This window comes from Xanthomonas sp. BRIP62411, from assembly GCF_003993525.1.
GTDB classification, from domain to species: domain Bacteria; phylum Pseudomonadota; class Gammaproteobacteria; order Xanthomonadales; family Xanthomonadaceae; genus Xanthomonas; species Xanthomonas euroxanthea.
The window spans coordinates 165,957-181,449 of the sequence record NZ_QEZI01000002.1; the positions used below are offsets into that span (position 1 = coordinate 165,957).

Sequence of the window (15,493 nt, forward strand, 5' to 3'; positions counted from 1 at the left end):
CGTGTTTCCCCGACACTGATTGTCTAGTAGAGGCCGATGCAAGTCGCGTGCCTATGCTTCACTTCGCTTGCCAGTCAGCTGCGGGACGGGCTCAAGGTCGCTCCGGCGGCGGCACGGCGATATGCTTTACGCTCGTCATCGAGCCGGGCAACAGATTGGTCATTTTTCTAGGTAGCTATCAATTGACCTGCCGCGCTGCCCGGGGCGATGGCCCGAGCCCGGGCTGGGTTGCCGACTGGCAGATCGCCCAGATCGGTGCCGGAAGCGCCGGCGACCGGGCAGGCAGCGCACTTTCTGCCACGTTTCCCGACCACCGCAGCGCCATGGCGGCCGCTCGCGTCGCCGGCATGGTGACGCTGGAGGCCATGCACGCCAAAGCGCAACGAGAGCTCGAACCCGCCTGAGCGCAGGTGCTGGTGCGCATGGTCGCATCGGCCAAGCCAGCACCAGACAGGCTGGCATGCGGTTTGCTCCAGCCCTGGACAACGCTGGGGAGCGTCTTGGACGGAGGCGACATGCAAGAACCCAACAAAAGTGCCCTGGTCCTGTTGCAACAGGAAGCCACCGAACTGCTCGCGCTCTTCGACCAACTGCGTGGCGATGCGGCACCGGCACACGAGCCAGTCAACGTCGTTGCGGACGGACCTGCCGGGCGCACCGAACAGACCGCCCACGTCAGTAATTGACGCATCCTGCCGGCGTGCACTCACGCGTGGCCGATGCGTGGCAAGTTCCCGGCGGGCGTAGGGAGGAGGCCTGAAAGACCCGCGCGCTGGAGGGTAGGCGCACGCCGCAGGCGTTCGACGCGTGCACCAGCACCGGCGCAATTTTCGGCCTGTCTTGTGTCCGCATCTGGCAACGGCTGGCGCGGCAGCCTGTCAGCGCCAGTTGGCGGCAGATCACGCGTCTCCAGAGCCGGCGGTCTCGGTATCGCCCATGAAAAAGGCCGGGAGCCCTCTGCATCGAGGAGTCCCGGCCTTAGTCGGTCGTCTTAGGACCGTTGTTTGGTGGAGGTGGGCTCTACCGGCAGACCGCCGTAACGTCTTGAATCCCAAGAGGTCGAGCTACATGACTGCCGCGAGATGCCCCCACAGATACCCCCAGCTCATGCGGCCTTGTCTCGGGCGGCCACCTGTTCGTCCATCCACTCGCTGATCTCGGACTCTACCCAGACCGATATCGATCCGAGGGGGACGTGTGCGGGGAACTGCTTCAGTCGGATCTTGGTATAGATCGTCGACTTGGACAGGCCGGTGCGGCTCATCACATCGCGGATCCTCAGGAATCGGCGGGGCGTAGGCGCTGGGGCCGGGCTGTTTGTCGTGTCGTTCATCGTGAGGTCTCCTGCTGATATGCATACCATGCGCGCTGCACGCGCCGAAACTCGGTTTCATCGCCGCCAGCGCGGTCGGGGTGATGTTGCGAGCGCAGCCGGCGGTAGCTGCCCTCGGGGTCTGCGGGGTCGAGCACTTCGCGCCATGACGGCGCCGCCGGCGCAGGCAGGGCGGTGAAGCCAGCGAAAGCGCGCTCCAGAATCGCGGCGCCGCCATGGCGCTCGATGGCGCGCATGGCATCAAGCGTCGCCGCCACCGCGGCCAGGTTGTCGGCCACGCGGTCGTAGCGGTCGATTGCCATGCACTTGGGCGGCTGCGTCCTGTCGAAGCGGTCCAGCCAGTACACCGCCACGCCAGGGTCGGCCGGCTCGCGCTGGTTTGATCGCGGCAGGCCATCGAGGCGCAGCTCGAGGTTGGTGCTGATCACCAGGTCGGCGTCGTCGATGCCCATGCGCCGCAGCTCGCGGCGCACGCGATCAACGCCCTCGGCGACGCTCAGCACACGGGCACTTTCGCCCTGGCCGGTATAGCGCACACGCGCCGACTTGCGGAACCGGGATTTATCGCGCTTGCCAGCGGGTGTGCGCTTCCAGCCTGCTGGCCAGGACAAAGGGGATGCGGGAATAGTCACGGCTGCACCTCGCCTGCCGGCTTGGCCTGCTGGTCGTATATGCGTATCAGCTTCGACTGTTCGGCCTTCGCCAGCCCAATCACTTCGGACGCCACTTGCTGCCCTGATTCACTGCGTGGGGCGTTCGACCCCTCTAAGATCGAAACAACCGCTTCCCACGTGTACAGCTCAGCCAGGCTTTCCGCCTGCTCTTTAGTGACAAGGTGGTCGCTCACGCCTCACCATCCTTCGCCGCCTGCTGGGCACGCAGCAATCGGGTGCATTCCAGCAGCTCATCGGGCGTGAAGTGCCCAGTGTTCGCCGCTGCCGGCTGGGGTTGGGTGGCGAGCCCGGTCGCGCGATGCACCAGCGATTGAACATAGGGCAGGTGCGCGGCGGCCGACTCTTGCGCGTCCTTGATCGTCATGCGCCTCTGCCCCGGTTGTTTCAGAAAATGCGCAGCGTCTTTGGTGGTGGTGCCCGCAATGATCTTGCTGAGTGAATCACGCAACATGATCAGGCTTGATTCGTCCTCGTCAGACCAATTGCACGGGATCGTATCGACTGCACCAAGCGCCACCGGCACAGCAGCAGGCCCCGGCGGGGCGGTGTAGAGCGGCCCGATGGATTCGAGAATGCTTGCCATCTGGTCCAGCGCTTCGTTGAAGCCGTAGCGCATTGCTTCGTATCGATCAGTGATGCCGCGGTCTTCCAGGCCACAGCCCATGCCTTCGTGATGAAACTCCGGGTAATCGAACTCCACCGGCTCCTGCCCCACCGGCTGGCGGGCGGCGAGGGTGGCAACGATGGCGCGTAGCGCGGTTGACACAAAAGGAATATTGCCATCACCGCCATCACGGATACTGTCCGCGACCTCTTTGGCGCCTTCGCGCTCTGGCATTAACACAGCGTCCAAATCAACCTCCGCCGCCAACAGCTCTCGCGCCCTCTGCTCGCCCTGCAACTGTCCGGAATTGCCGGAATGTTCGTTCATGCTGCTTTCTCCGTCTTCGCCAGGGCAGCGCGCATTTGGTCGGCGCTGCCCTGGCAGGTGTTGATGAGGTCTGCGCACGTCGCGCGCAGAGCGTGGTTCTCGGCGGTGACCCGCTCGATGTGGTCGGCGGCCATGGCCAGCTGCTGCCGGAGCAGATCCTTGGCCGGCTGCTTCATCCGGCGCGGCTCGCGGGGAAACAGTTGGGGCTTCATTGAGCTAACCTCACATCTCCAGATCGAGGAGACGTCTTATGGAAACCGAGGGAGAGTTCAGGCTTGAGGCAGTCGTTGGTGAGGACGTCCGACGTCCTGGTCATTGGCATGCCGCCGGCTCCGTGCATCACGGGCAAGAACGCAACCATGTGGCTCAAGTTGCCGCCGGCACTGAGTTCCCGAGCCGCGAAGCCGCGTATCGAGGGGGCATTGATGCGGCACGTGCAGTCGCAAAAACGCTTCCTCCCGGCTATGACTACGCGACCTATCAGGCTGAGAAGGGATGACTGAGTCACGCTGCGTCCCTCAATAGCGTCATGGCAAGTGCCTTCGCAGTGCGGTTCGGTACCGCGTTGCCTATCTGCTTGGTGATCTCGGTGGCGTTTCCGGCGAAGTCGTACACCTGGCCCTCGTCGTCAAAGGAAGTTGCTCGCGCCAGCTCCCGCCAATGCAGCATCCGGTAGTTGATGTCGATGCGTACCTCGTCGCAGAACTGCGCCGCTGGCTGGGCCAGGCCCAATTCGCCGCGGTTGGCGCCGGTGATGGTGGGCAGCGGCGCGTCTATGTCGTGGGTGCGCGTGTCGCCGTGATGCGTGACCGGGAGTGCAAAGGCCAGCGACTCCGGCGTGGTGATTGTCGGGAGGGGATCTGTCGCGCTGCGCATGTCCCGCGTGCGGCCAATACCCACGTTGCCCCGCATGACGATCGGCTGCGCGATGGCCACCTCGTTGGAGCCGGTTAGAGCGGGCACTGGTGCGTCGGCATTGAGGATGCGGCTGGCCGGGTCGCGACCATCGCTGTCGCCGTGGCCGGCGCGCATCAGGACGGGCTCGGCCAACCCGAAGCGCGCTTTCGTGGTCACGCTGGGCACAGGCTCGCTCACCGCAGCAGCGCTCAGTCCAGAGCCGCCGCCGTAGTAGGGCGCCACCAGCGGCACAGCAACCGCCTGGTCGCCACCTTTCGCAGTGGTGACTGTGCGCAGCGGATCCTCGGCGCTGCGCGGCGGCGCCTTGTTGCTGCTGTTCGACAGCGGCACGATCAGCGGATCAGCGAGGAAGCCGCCACCGGCAGTGCAGATCGTGGGCAGCGGCTCATCGATGGGGCGCGAGGTGCGCCCGCCATCACTGTTGGTGCGCATGACGATCAACGGCTCAACGAGCTGGGGGCGTGCGCAGCCTGGACGCGCGCCGCCGGCGCCGCCCGTGGTGATGGTTGGCAGGGGCTGATCGAGATCTCGCGCAACGCCACCGCTGGCCGTGGCCAGCACGATCCCCATGCCGTCCGGCGCGACCAAGCCGCGTTCGATCGCCTCGGCGCGCGGGAATGTCAGGCGCGGCACGCCTCCGTCGATCAACGTCTGGAGGGCTTCAACGTAGGGTGCTGGCCAGCTGTATTTCACTGCGCCCGCCAGGATCCGGCGGATCGTGTTGGGCTTCAGCGGCTTCTTGCGAGCGAAGATGCTGGCGCCGGTCATGTTCCAGTCGATGACCTCGTGCGCGCCGCGCCACCTCGCACGTGTACCGACCAGGTCCGAAGAAGCTGCTCGGGCATGCGATGGCTCTGGCCATTCGAGCGGGCCGCGATCGCTGCGTCCAATCAGGAAGAACCGGCGCCGGGTGGTCGGGTCGCCATAGTCCGCGCAGCAGAGGATGCGCCAATCCAGGCGGAACCCGATCGCTTCGAGCGCCGCTACCCACGCGCGAAAGTACTCGCCCTTCCGGCTCGGGATCGGTCTGCCGGTCACCAGCGAGCACGGACCCCAATCCATGAACTCGGGCACGTTCTCGACTTCCAGGCGCTTGACCCGCAGCTCGGTGCACCAGCGCACCACGTGCCAGGGATCCATGCGCTGCTGGTCATGCACTGGCCGGCCGCCTCGAGCGCGGCTATGGAACACGCATGACGGCGCAGCGATGAGGAGATCCAGATAGCCCTCGGGCACGTGATCCAGCGGCAGCGCCGTTTCCAGATTCGCGCAGGCGATGCGCGCCGCATGCTCCGGATGGTTGCGCCGGTTCGTCTCGATCGCGACATCCCAGTGGTTCACGCCCACCAGCTTCATGCGCAGACCGAGCTCGCGCACCGCGCGCGCCACTCCGTTGCTCATGCCGCCGGCGCCGCAGAACAGATCGGCCACCAACAGTGGGCGCGTGCGCCCGCGCGGCTGCAGCTCGATACGTGCGGGGTAGGAGCCATCAGCCACCACGCGCCTCCCGCTGTGCCTGATCGCGCAGCTGCTGCAGCGCCGGCAGATGGGTGAGCCGGATCAGTTCATCGCTTGCGGCTGCTTCGCGCGCGCGGCTCAGCGCCCAGTCCAGCGCGGCGAGCTTGTCGTTCGGATGGAGATCGGTCATGGCAGAATCGTCCCAAAAGGAAAGAGAACCCAATCATGCTGAAGGGCATCTCGCTTAAGCGGCCCGTGCCGTTGTGTCTCATCGCTGCTGGCTTCGGGGCCACTGCGACCGCAGCAATCGTTGGTGTGCCTAAGCTCTGGTCTCAGGAGGCCGCAGGATGGGCGTCTGCAATCGCGACTACGGTCGCGGTGGTAGCCGCCTTGTGGATTGCTGACGAGCAGATTGGTGTGGCACGTGATGCTGCAGCAAGTGAGCGGGAAACTGCTCTTCAAGTGCAAGCAGCTCAGGATCGGCAGGCTCGCGAGATGGAGGAGCAGCGGGCCATCAGGCTTGCTCACGCATTCACGCGTGAACTGAGCTATGCAAGACGTCATTTGATTGTTGCCCTCATAAACTGGGAACCCGCTCGGTTTGGCGACGCCACGCCTATTGATATGCAGTTCTTTGCAAGCGAAAAGCCATTCCCTGATTTGCGACTTCTCACGTCTTTTTCCGGCCGGCTTGAAGGCTTTTCCGACGAGGATGCTTTTGCGATTCTCGGCGTGCTCGCGTCCTGGGATTTTTACAACAGCGGACCGGGCATCAACGCCGAAGAGATTTCCGCAATGGGTCGCGTCCAACGGATGCGGGCAGCGGAATCGCGTAGCCAATTCGGTTTCGAGCTTCTGGACGCAATCGAGTCGCTGATTAACCGACTCGCGGTGTATTACGAAGGCCATCCATCCGTTACTGGGATCGTGGCTGAGCCCCTCCCGCATCAAATAAATGTGCACTTTGAATTGCTTAATCGTGCACGTGCAGATCGCGGAAGAAAATATAACGAAAAGGATTAGTGTCTGACCGCTTTGGTAGCTGCTCGTTGGATACTTTTGCGCAGAGCGTGTGTGCGGAAAATTCAAGCCGCATTCCTCAGCAGGTGAGTGCGCCGCACCGGGCCATGCCACAGCGCAGCGACGTTGTTGAGATGGATCTGCTCGGGATCACGCCGGATCGGTGCGAACCGTGTTTGCGCCCGCTTGATGTCGTTCCGGCAGAGCAAGCAGACGTTGACCACACGGCCGTTCTGAGTCGGAAACGCCGACTCGCTGAGCGACCTCTCGCAGCTGGTGCAGACGCGCGACATCAGGCGGCCTGCTGATAGCTGTTGTTGGCGGCACGCGCGAACACCTGCTGCATAGCGGTGAACATCGCCGGCAGCTGCGCGGCGTCGTACAGCTTCGAGGCACGCTCGATGGTCAGCGGCAGGAAGCCCAGCTGCGCCAGTCCATCGGCGGTGATCGTCAGCGGCGCGATCTTGGCGTTGATGTCGCCGAGCTTGATGCGCACGACCTGGGCCGGCGCTGGCGCAGCCGACGACTTCACCGCCTGCGACAGAGCGGGGGAGAGGGCAGCAGGAGCCGCCGCAACCGGCGCTGGCTTCGACATGGCCGCCGGCGGGGGAACAGCGGCGACACGTGCTGCTTCGGCCGGAGCATCGGCGCGACGTTGTGCGTCCTCACGTTCCCGCTGCTCGCGTGCCAGCTTGTCGGCTTCTTCCTGACGGATCTTCTCGCGCTGCGCTTCCAGCCGCTGCTCATCCACGCGCTTCTGTTCCGTGATGCGCGCGGTAATCAGGTTGCGAAGATCCTCCGGCGACTTCGTGGCGCACAACTGCACGCGGTCATGGAACAGGCCGGCGAAGGTGCCCATCTCCATCTCCAGCACGCGCACGTTGGCGCGCACGCGCTCGGCCTGCTGGCTGGCGGCGATCTTGGCGTTGGCTGCAGCGGTGCCGACGGCATCCTGCATGCTGCTGATCGACTTCTTGCCCTTGATCACCGCCCCGATGTCGGCCTGCAGCGACGCAGGTACCGTCAGCGCATGCGCGTCGAGCCCTGCGTTTATGGACGCGTAGTGATCCCGCACCGACTGCACGCCATTCGCGACGATCTGCGTGCGGCGGTTGTCCTTCTCGACCTTCACCAACTTGTCCAGCTCCAGGCGCACGCGGCGCGCTTCGGCCGCGACGTCGTCCATCGTCCGGAACACCGCGTCGATGTCGGCGGTCTGACCCAGGATCTGCTGCTTCGTTGCCTCCAGCCGCTCCTCGACTCCCTTGCACCACTTCACCGTCTGCTCGGCGTCGGCGAAATCCTCATCCGTCTGCAGTTCGCGGTTGATGCGGGAGAGGACAGACATTGCCGATGCACGGAACTCGGCCAGATTGGATGCCGTGACCATGCCGGTGACCGCGATATGCAGGGCCGGAAGATGCTGCGGGGCACGGCCGACGACAGGTGCCGGCAGCGGCTTGTCCTCATAGCCGCAGACATCCCGCTCGAATTGCTCCCAGCCAGCCACGATGCGCTCACGCAGTTCAAGGTCGGGCACGTACCAGCAGTGGCGTTCTTCAATGAGGTTGCCGTCCGCGTCCCACTCCGATGCCATGAACAGCACACGTTCGCCACCGGATACCATCAGCTGCTGTTCCATCTGGATCTGGTGATAGAGCGGCAGATCGGTGCCGGTGCAGCCGTCGGTCATGCACGCGCGCAGCGTGGCGTTCAACATCTTGTGCTCAAACAGCACATCGCCAAGCAATGTCAGGCCGTCGAACGACGCAGACAGCTTTCCATCCACGCCGACGCACGGGTACAGGTCTTCGCCGACAATCGCTTCTGCAAGCGGACGCGCGAGCGCCTCAAAGCGATGGCCGTCGTCGAAGATCTGCTGCAGGAACCAGCTGATCTCCGATTCAATGCCGGTCGAGCGGACCTTCAGCAACTCGCTACGGGTGACGGATGGGAACTCGCCCAGCATCACTGGCGCCTCACTGGCGTTGAGGTGGAGAGCGCGATGGGCATGCCATTCCGGCGTGCCTTGGATCAGGTTGACGGTCTTCATGCTCAGCGCTCCTTCGGTGCTTCGATCGCGACGCTCACGTTCCACTTGGACGCGAGGCTGCCAATGAGGCTGTCCACCAACACCTGTGCTATCGCCGTGTGCTTGGTTTTCAGCTGCTTCTCGATGGCTTCCTTGATCTTTGGGCGCATGCCTTCAGCCATTTCCCCTACAACGTCGCGCGTGATCTCCTGGATCTTGTTGCGGGCGATTACCTCAACCAACTGGTGGGTGTTGTAGGAGTTGTAGGAATCGACCTTGCCCTCGGAATTGACCTTCTGAGAGAGCGCTTGCTGCACAGCCATCTGAACGAGCTTTGCACCGTCGCCGAGCGCAGCCGTAATCGCTGTGCTGACCGCCTGCTTGATGTATGGCTCAAGCACACTGTTCGGAATCGGGAATTGCATGTTCTCTGCCATGATTAGCGCTCCACTGCGGTCTGGGTGATGCCGCCAGCAGCGGCCTGGACGTCGTTCTGCGAGTCGCCCTCATCCACATCAGTTGGCGGATTGCGGATTTCCTTCAGCTGCTCGGCAGTGAAGGTCGCTTTGGTCTGCAGCATCGTGATGAGGTCATCGGCGCTCTTCTTGCCGCTGGCGATGATGTCCCACCACTTCGGCAGGTTCGCTGCGAAGTCAGCTTCCGAATACGCCGGCAGCTGCTTGTCGGCTTGGCCCTCGATCGCCGCTCGGCCCTGCTCACTAGCGGCAGCGATCACGGGCTGGAAGTCCATGATCTCCTCGGCAATCGCAATGCCGCGCAGCACGTCGGTGAAGACGTCGCGCAAGGCGAAGGCGCGTGCACGCATCTGACGCATGCGCTTCGGGTACTGCGTCCATGGGCCGGCCTTGCCGAGCAGTCCCGCCGTCTTCGCGTCGGCCATGCTGAAGGTGCGAACCTCCTCTGCTTCGCCCTTGCGCTTCACACGGCAGGTCGCGGTGTCGCCGTTGTCGGTTTCAGTGACGTACTCGCACAAATGCGACGCCCTCACGATCGCAAGGACCGAGTCACCCCACAACGCTGGGCGTCCATTGATGATGGCGATGTTCTGGATCGCCTGGAGCGCCTTCAAACCCAGCTCCGCGCCCCATTGCATGGCGATGAGGCAATTCGCGGGTTTGCCCTTGAAGTCCTTCGGGACCAGGTCGCTATCGGCTAGGTAATCGGCGAAGGTCAGCGCCTGCTCGAACGTCTGCGGGCTGAGGTCGAACTGCTGGCGCGGCTGGGCAATCTGCGTGCCCTGCTGCTGTGGAATGGTGGCGACTGCGTTCATGGGCGGTCCTTGGGTTGAAGAGGTGCCGGCATGGGCGCCGCCGGCTGGCGATGAATGAGGTGCCCCGTCAAGCCGGGGCCACGCTGGGCTCGCTCGCGCCCTACGCGTCGGTGTGTGGTGGAGGGGCCGGTGCTGATCTCCGACTTGCCTGCAGTGTTTTCTTGGTCCTGACCGGAGGGACGTCACCCTTTCGGCAGTGGCCCGGCTCAATCTGTTGCCGGGGGCAAATCAGGCGGACCGTAGCTGCGCATCAGCCTGCGCATTCCCTCCATTGCGGAGCGGCCTGGTCTTCGATACGCAAGACATGGACGCTCGTTGATCGCAAGCCGCTCCGCGATGGATAGGTGCCGGGTACGTCTCCGGCGCGGGACTCTCACCGCCGTGTTGTCCAGGGAAAACAAGGCCTATAGCGCCTTGCCAACCGTGTCCCTTGCTGTGCTTTTACGTCCAACGAAACTACCCAAGGGCTTCCGGACGGCCGGTCTTTCCCGACTGCATAGGCTTTCGCCTCCCGCTCCTTCTTGCGCACGTATCGGCGGTGCGGGCGGTTCCCTTCCTGCCTTTAACGTCTGACCTTCGAGGGTCAATGCGCGGTGCGATCGCGTCCGTGGACACCTGCCACGGATCAGGGTTCGGGATCAGGCCGCGTCGGCGAGCGGGCGGTCTTCGACCTTGCGGTAGGGCCAGCGCACCGGGTCGGCCTTGATCACCTTGTTGAAGTGGCCACCCTTCGACTCGGCCGCCTGCAGCGCGGCGTAGTCCTCGGCGGTGACGTTGTCGTAGTGGTAGAGCGAGGTGATCTCGCCCTTCCAGCTCTTGAAGCGCACGGCCAACGTCTGGCTGGCGGCGTCGTGGCCGATTGCCGCGATCTGGCGGCTCTCGACATCAATCAGCGGAATGCGGGCAGGCGCGCTCACGCGGCAGCCTTCTGGCCGGCTTCGGCCAGGCGTGCGAGTTCGGCGGCGGCATCTGCCGAGTCTTGGTCGTCCAGCGTGTCGCCCTCGGTGAGGTCCGACTGTTGCGCGGCGCGCTTGGGCGGCGTCAACGTCAACACCACCTGTTCGCGGTCCCATGCCTCAAGAAGGGGCTGGTAGTCCTCGCTTTCGATAGTCGTGTTGACTTTGATCACCAACTCACAGCTTCCGCCTTCAATGAAGCCCACCGTTTCCAGCACCAACTCGCTATCAGCGAAGAACAGCGGTTCGATGTGCTCGAGCAGCGACGCGATGGTCAGTTCGTAGCCCTTTGCCTTGAGGCCGATTTTCTGTGGCTTCAGGTAGGGCAGCTTCAAGGCCGTGAGGTCGTTGCCGTCAATGGCAAGTGCCTGCTGCGCGCCTTTCCCCGGCTTCTCATAGAACGAGGGGCGCAGCTTCGGGTCGATGCTGTCCAGGATCAGCGCGCTCGCGCCGAGCTTGAAAGTGAGAGTTGCAGCCGGGACCTTGTCCTCGCCGTGCTTCTCCTTGCGGAGATTCAGATGCGAGTACTCGGCGTCGTTGGATTCCAGATGAAACATGGGGTACCTCGTCGGTGGTGCCGGCGTACCGGCGGGGATCAGCGGATACCGCGGCGCGGCTGTTCCGGGAAATCAGTCGTGATGTCGGTGGCCGGCTGCGGCTGGGCGCGGTGTGCACGTGCTCGGGCACGGGCGTTCCGCAAGCTCTGCGGCACGTGCAGCGACAGCACGAAGACGACAACCAGCAGGGCAGAGCAGATCTGGTGCGCGCTCTGCTCGTAAGTAAAGATCGCCAGCGCGGCCAGAAATAGAATCGACTCGACCAGGAACAGAAAGCGGTAGTAGTGGCGGCCCGTCACGAGAACACCGCCTGGGCGAGCAGCGTCAGCACAGCGCCCACGGCCATGCAGATCAGGGCGAACGGCACGTCCTCGCGCAGCATGTGGCGTTGAAATTCCTTCTCGTCCATCTTGTCCATCACGCAGCCTCCGGGCCGTCGCCGAACGCGGTCGCCGACTCGTCAGGCTCGCGCACGTGCTGCGATGCCTGCACCCGCAAAGGGCGCAAGTTGTCGGGTCGGAAGGTCCGCGCCAGCTGACCGGCAACCACCGGGCCGTAGCCGCGCTCCGTGGCGATGGCGCGGACCAAGTCGGCGCCGCGGGCAGAAACAGGGAAGGGGATGACGGCGCTCATGCGGCACCGCCTACGCGGGCCAGGGCGGTGGTAAGCCGATCAACCGCGGCTCGGTAATCCCGGAGCGGGGCGGCTCGCAAGCGCGCAAGCCCCTCAATCCCTGACGCTGCCTCGATCAGCTCGGCTACGGCAGCGTGGGCCACTACGCACTCGGCCGGTGTGGGGTATGCGCACAGCGCGGTGTGGTGCGCAATGTCAAACCGACGAATCACCGCCAGCACATCGACAGGGGCGCTCATGCCTCTGCCTCCATCTCGAAGCCATGAGAAGCCAGCTCGGCTTTCCCAGCACGCAGCTCGCGCGCATAACCGTCCTCGCGCTCATGTGCTCGCGTGATGGTGTCGACCACCGATCCGTCCGGGCGCGTGATGGTTCGGCCGCCACGCGCACACCGGTTGATCGAATAGCCGAGGTGATCCCAAATGCCGTTCGGGCCGCACTGCGGGATGGTCTTCATGCCGCCATCCGCCACGGCATCACGGCTACCGGCGCCGGCTTGGCTTCGTACACCGTCAGGTAGTGCTGCACCGCCTCGATGCGCGAGCAGTCCACGTCGTCCATGCGGTCGCTGATCAGCTGCGACAGGTAGTCGCCGACGGCGTTGCGCAGGATCTCTGCCGCGCCGGCATCGTTGCCGTCCGCGAGGTGGCCGGCAATCAGAGCCAGCTGCTCGGTCGTCAGCTCGCCCAGCGCTTCGCTCAGAACGAAGCCAGAGCGGTGCAGGGCACCGGCCAAGACGTCGGCGCGCTCGTCCGACAGCTCATGCCGGCTGCAGGTGGCGCAGCCGCATTGCGGGTGGTACGGGTGGCAGCGGGTGCTGGACATCTGCGTTCTCCGTCGCACGTCCCCGGCGGGATCCGGGTGTTTCGTTGCGATGGATGTACGTTACCCATAGGTATCTTTAGTGTCAATACCCGCGGGTAAGTATTTTCGGCATGCATACGACAATGGCCGTTGCACGGGGGCAGCGGCTTGGTCTAGGTAATCAGGAAGGCTTCGAGGAGGGGCTATCCCGCTTCGACCCGCGTCGCTAGCGCTCTTGCCTTGATCGCCCTCGCGGCGATCTGCATCTCTGTTCTGCCACTGCGCTCCCGGCTAAAGTGCGCCGCGAACGCCTCCAGGAAGTCAGCCTCTATTCTGTAAAGCCTGCGCTTTCGCAGGATCACCCCCACGCGCAACGCATACGCTGGCGCCGGAGATTCGCCATTCTCGAAATAATGCTCAACGCCTTCCCTCACGATCTCTATTTGCGTCGCAAGGTCATCCGAAATTGACCGCATATAGGAAACAAAGTCCGCGTGATCCCCGGCCACCATTGCAGTCCCCGGCGTTCGCGATGCTTTGCCGGAGGTGCAGCCCGTATTAAGCACCTTGTCCCACATTGATCGGGAGTATTCCCGCGATAGCGCAAGACTTACCTCGAATGGAACCAAGGGCTTCTTGTTCAAAAAAGCTGTCAGCTGCTGCACTTCGATAAGCGCTGTTTGAAACGCTTCGTCTGTACCCGCCACGGCCGACTACAACCCAGCGTCGATGATGAAAATCGACCTAGCCTTACTCAGCTCCGCCTGTGCAATGCCGTTGTCCAAGTCGCGCCTAGATGTGGCTTTGATGATCGCCTCGCCGTAAGCGAGGGATGCCGCGTACAGGCTCTTTGCAGAGGACTTGGCCTCAGCGTCTGGGTTGGAAGCGACATACGCGTCATAGGCTTGACGTAAGCGCGCACGCCCCTCGTTTGCGCAGTCGCCAACTGCTTCTGTATTGCTTGGAGCCGCTCGGCCATACAGACGCCGGCTGAGCTCATCTTCCCCCAGCAATCGGGGGCAGCTCACAAAAGAGCCGTTGACCTCCTGTAAAAAGGTCCGCGCAGGAGGTTGATCCTCTGCTGCTACATGTAAAGGCAGCATTGATAGCAGGGCGACGGTTACCCATGAGTGCTTCATCTCTTGCACCCCTAGTTCAAACGATCAATGCGGTTGCGCAGGTAAACCTTGCCGGCTACCAGAGCATGAGCGGGAAGAGGGAAAGCGGGGTAGAGTCCGGCATTGGCGCTGACGACGTATATGGCATCACCTCTATCTTGAAGTGCCTTGATCTGCTGCCCGTTCCCGGTGTTGATGAGGTAGATACCGTCACCGTCGAACGCCTCGACCCCTGTGTCAACGATCAGCGACTCACCCGGCTGGATTACCGGAATCATTGAATCCCCTCGACCAGTGATCAGAATCAAGCGGCCAGGCGGAGGTACGAATCCCACGACCGAGCGGATGTAGGCTGGCTCGAAATCCATAGAGCGGATCACTTCAGGATAGTCGTCGTTGATGCGTCCTTCGCCCATGCTTGCCTCTGCGTCCAAGTGTTGGACACGAACGTAATCTCTACCTGTCTCAGTCGCTGGGACTGGTGAGACAGAAATCGACGAGCCGAATTTTTCCGGATACGCCCTGGCTAGGGCTTCAAGGGTGTCTTCGCCGATGCGCTTCCTTCCTGGCTTCCCTTCGTCGTAGAGCATGCGAGACACGTAGCTCGCATCTTTGCCGATACGCGATGCCACCTGAGCTGTTCCGCCACGGCCCAGTGAGTCGATGAAGGCCTTGAGGGCGAGGCGACGCGTTTCGTATTTGTCCATGCGCCTATTGCAGCCGTCACTTACCTATAAGTAAATTCCCTGCGGGTATTGATTTGAAGATTACCCAAGGGTATTGTTTGCGCATGGACACTTTGCGCAGCTACCTCACGACCTTGACCCCAGCCGAGCAGGCCGACTACGCCGTTCGCGCTGGCACTTCCATTGGCTATCTCCGCAAGGCGATGAGCAAAGGCCAGCGCTTCGATGGCGGCCTGGTGCGCCAGCTGCACGTTCAGAGCCAGGGGGCCGTCTCCCTGACCGAATTGCGGCCCGACATCTGGCCGCCAGCCAACCCCGAAGGGGAGGTGGCCGATGCTGCCTGACCGCTTCAATCCGCGCCTGCGGGTGCGCGACTGGCTCAACAAGCCCAGCCGCGCAGAGTCGGCGCGCCCGTCGCTCCAAGAAGTGATCATTTCGACGGTGGCGCACGACATCGCTGTCGCCGGCCGCATCAATTCAGTACTCCGGAGCCGGTTCACGGTAGCCGTAGATCCGTGCAGCGGCCGTGCCGTGTGCACCCGGTTCCTTGGGGGCACGGACATCAACTTCTCGCTGCCCGAGGGCGTAGAAGTCCGCCGGCACACAGCAGCCGACGGGACCACCCACGTCGATTTAGTCGAGCGCGCGGGGGCCGAGGGGATCGCCTCCAACGATGTCGACATCGAATTTGGTGATGTCCCCCTGGCTGACGACCGTGACCGTACCGGTGGGAGGGAGGACAACCCGGATGGTTGAGCCTCGCTCGCAGGTCAAACGCACCACAACTGCGATCGGATGGTGGTTGTTGATGTTGTACGCCTTCCCGATTTCCAACGGATGAGACGTCGTTTTGACCTCTTCCATGTCGCCCTCCTTGCGGGCTGCTCGTGTGGAAACAGCAGCCTACCGCAAGGGGGGCGACGCCTCTTCGCTTCATGTCTCAAACCTTCCGTAGCAGCCGAACGTCCATCCGTTCGTTGACCCACCGCAGCGCGAAGACGCTGCCCTTCCACCGAATGATCGTTGTGACATTCGGCGCCCGTTTCCTCGCTGCTCTGAGCCGTTTCTGTAGTGCGTCCATG

25 protein-coding genes are annotated in these 15,493 nt (G+C 63.3%); 6 read left to right on the plus strand and 19 right to left on the minus strand.

What is annotated here, in order from left to right:
* The first annotated feature begins 155 nt into the window (after nucleotides 1–155).
* Together EO139_RS00995 and EO139_RS21335 are read left to right on the plus strand one after the other, a co-directional pair.
* Entirely contained in the window at nucleotides 156–404 is a 249-nt protein-coding gene (locus tag EO139_RS00995; RefSeq protein ID WP_126969096.1) for a hypothetical protein, read from the plus strand.
* A gap of 111 nt (nucleotides 405–515) precedes the next feature.
* On the plus strand, nucleotides 516–686 hold the full coding sequence (locus EO139_RS21335; protein ID WP_164739080.1) for a hypothetical protein: 171 nt from the start codon (nucleotides 516–518) through the stop codon (nucleotides 684–686).
* Between the two features lie 419 nt (nucleotides 687–1,105).
* Here EO139_RS21335 and EO139_RS01000 read toward each other — a convergent pair whose 3' ends face one another.
* The 5 genes from EO139_RS01000 to EO139_RS01020 all read right to left on the minus strand — a co-directional run bounded on the left by EO139_RS01000 (nucleotide 1,106) and on the right by EO139_RS01020 (nucleotide 3,150).
* A complete protein-coding gene (locus tag EO139_RS01000) occupies nucleotides 1,106–1,333 on the minus strand; it encodes an AlpA family transcriptional regulator (protein WP_126969018.1) in 228 nt (75 codons plus the stop codon).
* The gene (locus EO139_RS01005; RefSeq protein WP_241235883.1) at nucleotides 1,330–1,836 is read right to left on the minus strand and encodes a J domain-containing protein; all 507 of its coding nucleotides are present in this window, start codon (nucleotides 1,834–1,836) and stop codon (nucleotides 1,330–1,332) included. The genes EO139_RS01000 and EO139_RS01005 overlap by 4 nt, the downstream gene beginning before the upstream one ends.
* Nucleotides 1,837–1,961: 125 nt before the next feature.
* Complete coding sequence (locus EO139_RS01010; RefSeq protein ID WP_126969020.1) at nucleotides 1,962–2,180, minus strand: hypothetical protein; 219 nt, start codon at nucleotides 2,178–2,180, stop codon at nucleotides 1,962–1,964.
* Entirely contained in the window at nucleotides 2,177–2,938 is a 762-nt protein-coding gene (locus tag EO139_RS01015; RefSeq protein WP_126969021.1) for a hypothetical protein, read from the minus strand. Before EO139_RS01015 ends, EO139_RS01010 begins: the two co-directional genes overlap by 4 nt.
* Entirely contained in the window at nucleotides 2,935–3,150 is a 216-nt protein-coding gene (locus tag EO139_RS01020) for a hypothetical protein (RefSeq protein WP_126969022.1), read from the minus strand. The genes EO139_RS01015 and EO139_RS01020 overlap by 4 nt, the downstream gene beginning before the upstream one ends.
* A 38-nt stretch (nucleotides 3,151–3,188) precedes the next feature.
* Between EO139_RS01020 and EO139_RS01025 the strand changes: the two genes are divergently transcribed.
* Nucleotides 3,189–3,437, plus strand: coding sequence for a hypothetical protein (locus EO139_RS01025; RefSeq protein WP_126969023.1), 249 nt, complete (start codon nucleotides 3,189–3,191; stop codon nucleotides 3,435–3,437).
* 5 nt (nucleotides 3,438–3,442) lie between these two features.
* Here the strand turns inward: EO139_RS01025 and EO139_RS01030 are convergent, their stop codons facing one another.
* Nucleotides 3,443–5,287, minus strand: coding sequence for a DNA cytosine methyltransferase (locus EO139_RS01030; protein WP_241235884.1), 1,845 nt, complete (start codon nucleotides 5,285–5,287; stop codon nucleotides 3,443–3,445).
* 58 nt (nucleotides 5,288–5,345) lie between these two features.
* On the minus strand, nucleotides 5,346–5,504 hold the full coding sequence (locus tag EO139_RS21340) for a hypothetical protein (protein ID WP_164739664.1): 159 nt from the start codon (nucleotides 5,502–5,504) through the stop codon (nucleotides 5,346–5,348).
* Between the two features lie 35 nt (nucleotides 5,505–5,539).
* On the opposite strand from EO139_RS21340, the gene EO139_RS01035 reads away from it, so the two are divergent.
* A complete protein-coding gene (locus tag EO139_RS01035; protein ID WP_126969024.1) occupies nucleotides 5,540–6,337 on the plus strand; it encodes a hypothetical protein in 798 nt (265 codons plus the stop codon).
* Between the two features lie 289 nt (nucleotides 6,338–6,626).
* Here the strand turns inward: EO139_RS01035 and EO139_RS01040 are convergent, their stop codons facing one another.
* The 12 genes from EO139_RS01040 to EO139_RS01090 form a co-directional block, all read right to left on the minus strand.
* Nucleotides 6,627–8,387 carry a hypothetical protein gene (locus EO139_RS01040; protein ID WP_126969025.1) on the minus strand — a complete coding sequence of 587 codons (1,761 nt, stop codon included), beginning with the start codon at nucleotides 8,385–8,387 and terminating at the stop codon, nucleotides 6,627–6,629.
* 2 nt (nucleotides 8,388–8,389) lie between these two features.
* Complete coding sequence (locus tag EO139_RS01045) at nucleotides 8,390–8,803, minus strand: hypothetical protein (protein WP_126969026.1); 414 nt, start codon at nucleotides 8,801–8,803, stop codon at nucleotides 8,390–8,392.
* A 2-nt stretch (nucleotides 8,804–8,805) separates the two neighbouring features.
* Entirely contained in the window at nucleotides 8,806–9,657 is an 852-nt protein-coding gene (locus tag EO139_RS01050; protein WP_126969027.1) for a hypothetical protein, read from the minus strand.
* 638 nt (nucleotides 9,658–10,295) lie between these two features.
* Nucleotides 10,296–10,574: a KTSC domain-containing protein gene (locus EO139_RS01055; protein ID WP_126969028.1), complete on the minus strand. Its 279-nt coding sequence runs from the start codon at nucleotides 10,572–10,574 to the stop codon at nucleotides 10,296–10,298.
* On the minus strand, nucleotides 10,571–11,170 hold the full coding sequence (locus EO139_RS01060; RefSeq protein WP_126969029.1) for a hypothetical protein: 600 nt from the start codon (nucleotides 11,168–11,170) through the stop codon (nucleotides 10,571–10,573). Before EO139_RS01060 ends, EO139_RS01055 begins: the two co-directional genes overlap by 4 nt.
* A 38-nt stretch (nucleotides 11,171–11,208) precedes the next feature.
* The gene (locus EO139_RS01065; protein WP_126969030.1) at nucleotides 11,209–11,469 is read right to left on the minus strand and encodes a hypothetical protein; all 261 of its coding nucleotides are present in this window, start codon (nucleotides 11,467–11,469) and stop codon (nucleotides 11,209–11,211) included.
* On the minus strand, nucleotides 11,466–11,588 hold the full coding sequence (locus EO139_RS21760; protein WP_255618410.1) for a hypothetical protein: 123 nt from the start codon (nucleotides 11,586–11,588) through the stop codon (nucleotides 11,466–11,468). Before EO139_RS21760 ends, EO139_RS01065 begins: the two co-directional genes overlap by 4 nt.
* Nucleotides 11,588–11,803 carry a hypothetical protein gene (locus EO139_RS01070; protein WP_126969031.1) on the minus strand — a complete coding sequence of 72 codons (216 nt, stop codon included), beginning with the start codon at nucleotides 11,801–11,803 and terminating at the stop codon, nucleotides 11,588–11,590. Before EO139_RS01070 ends, EO139_RS21760 begins: the two co-directional genes overlap by 1 nt.
* A gap of 235 nt (nucleotides 11,804–12,038) precedes the next feature.
* Nucleotides 12,039–12,260, minus strand: a complete 222-nt coding sequence (locus EO139_RS01075) for a hypothetical protein (protein ID WP_029828539.1) — start codon at nucleotides 12,258–12,260, stop codon at nucleotides 12,039–12,041.
* Nucleotides 12,257–12,628: a hypothetical protein gene (locus EO139_RS01080; RefSeq protein ID WP_126969032.1), complete on the minus strand. Its 372-nt coding sequence runs from the start codon at nucleotides 12,626–12,628 to the stop codon at nucleotides 12,257–12,259. Before EO139_RS01080 ends, EO139_RS01075 begins: the two co-directional genes overlap by 4 nt.
* A gap of 182 nt (nucleotides 12,629–12,810) precedes the next feature.
* On the minus strand, nucleotides 12,811–13,314 hold the full coding sequence (locus EO139_RS01085) for a hypothetical protein (RefSeq protein WP_126969033.1): 504 nt from the start codon (nucleotides 13,312–13,314) through the stop codon (nucleotides 12,811–12,813).
* A gap of 443 nt (nucleotides 13,315–13,757) precedes the next feature.
* Nucleotides 13,758–14,432 carry a helix-turn-helix transcriptional regulator gene (locus EO139_RS01090; protein WP_126969034.1) on the minus strand — a complete coding sequence of 225 codons (675 nt, stop codon included), beginning with the start codon at nucleotides 14,430–14,432 and terminating at the stop codon, nucleotides 13,758–13,760.
* Between the two features lie 83 nt (nucleotides 14,433–14,515).
* Here EO139_RS01090 and EO139_RS01095 point away from each other — a divergent pair, with 83 nt between their 5' ends.
* Both EO139_RS01095 and EO139_RS01100 read left to right on the plus strand, forming a co-directional pair.
* Nucleotides 14,516–14,755, plus strand: coding sequence for a hypothetical protein (locus EO139_RS01095; protein WP_126969035.1), 240 nt, complete (start codon nucleotides 14,516–14,518; stop codon nucleotides 14,753–14,755).
* Complete coding sequence (locus tag EO139_RS01100) at nucleotides 14,745–15,167, plus strand: hypothetical protein (RefSeq protein WP_126969036.1); 423 nt, start codon at nucleotides 14,745–14,747, stop codon at nucleotides 15,165–15,167. The genes EO139_RS01095 and EO139_RS01100 overlap by 11 nt, the downstream gene beginning before the upstream one ends.
* Nucleotides 15,168–15,493 lie beyond the last annotated feature (326 nt).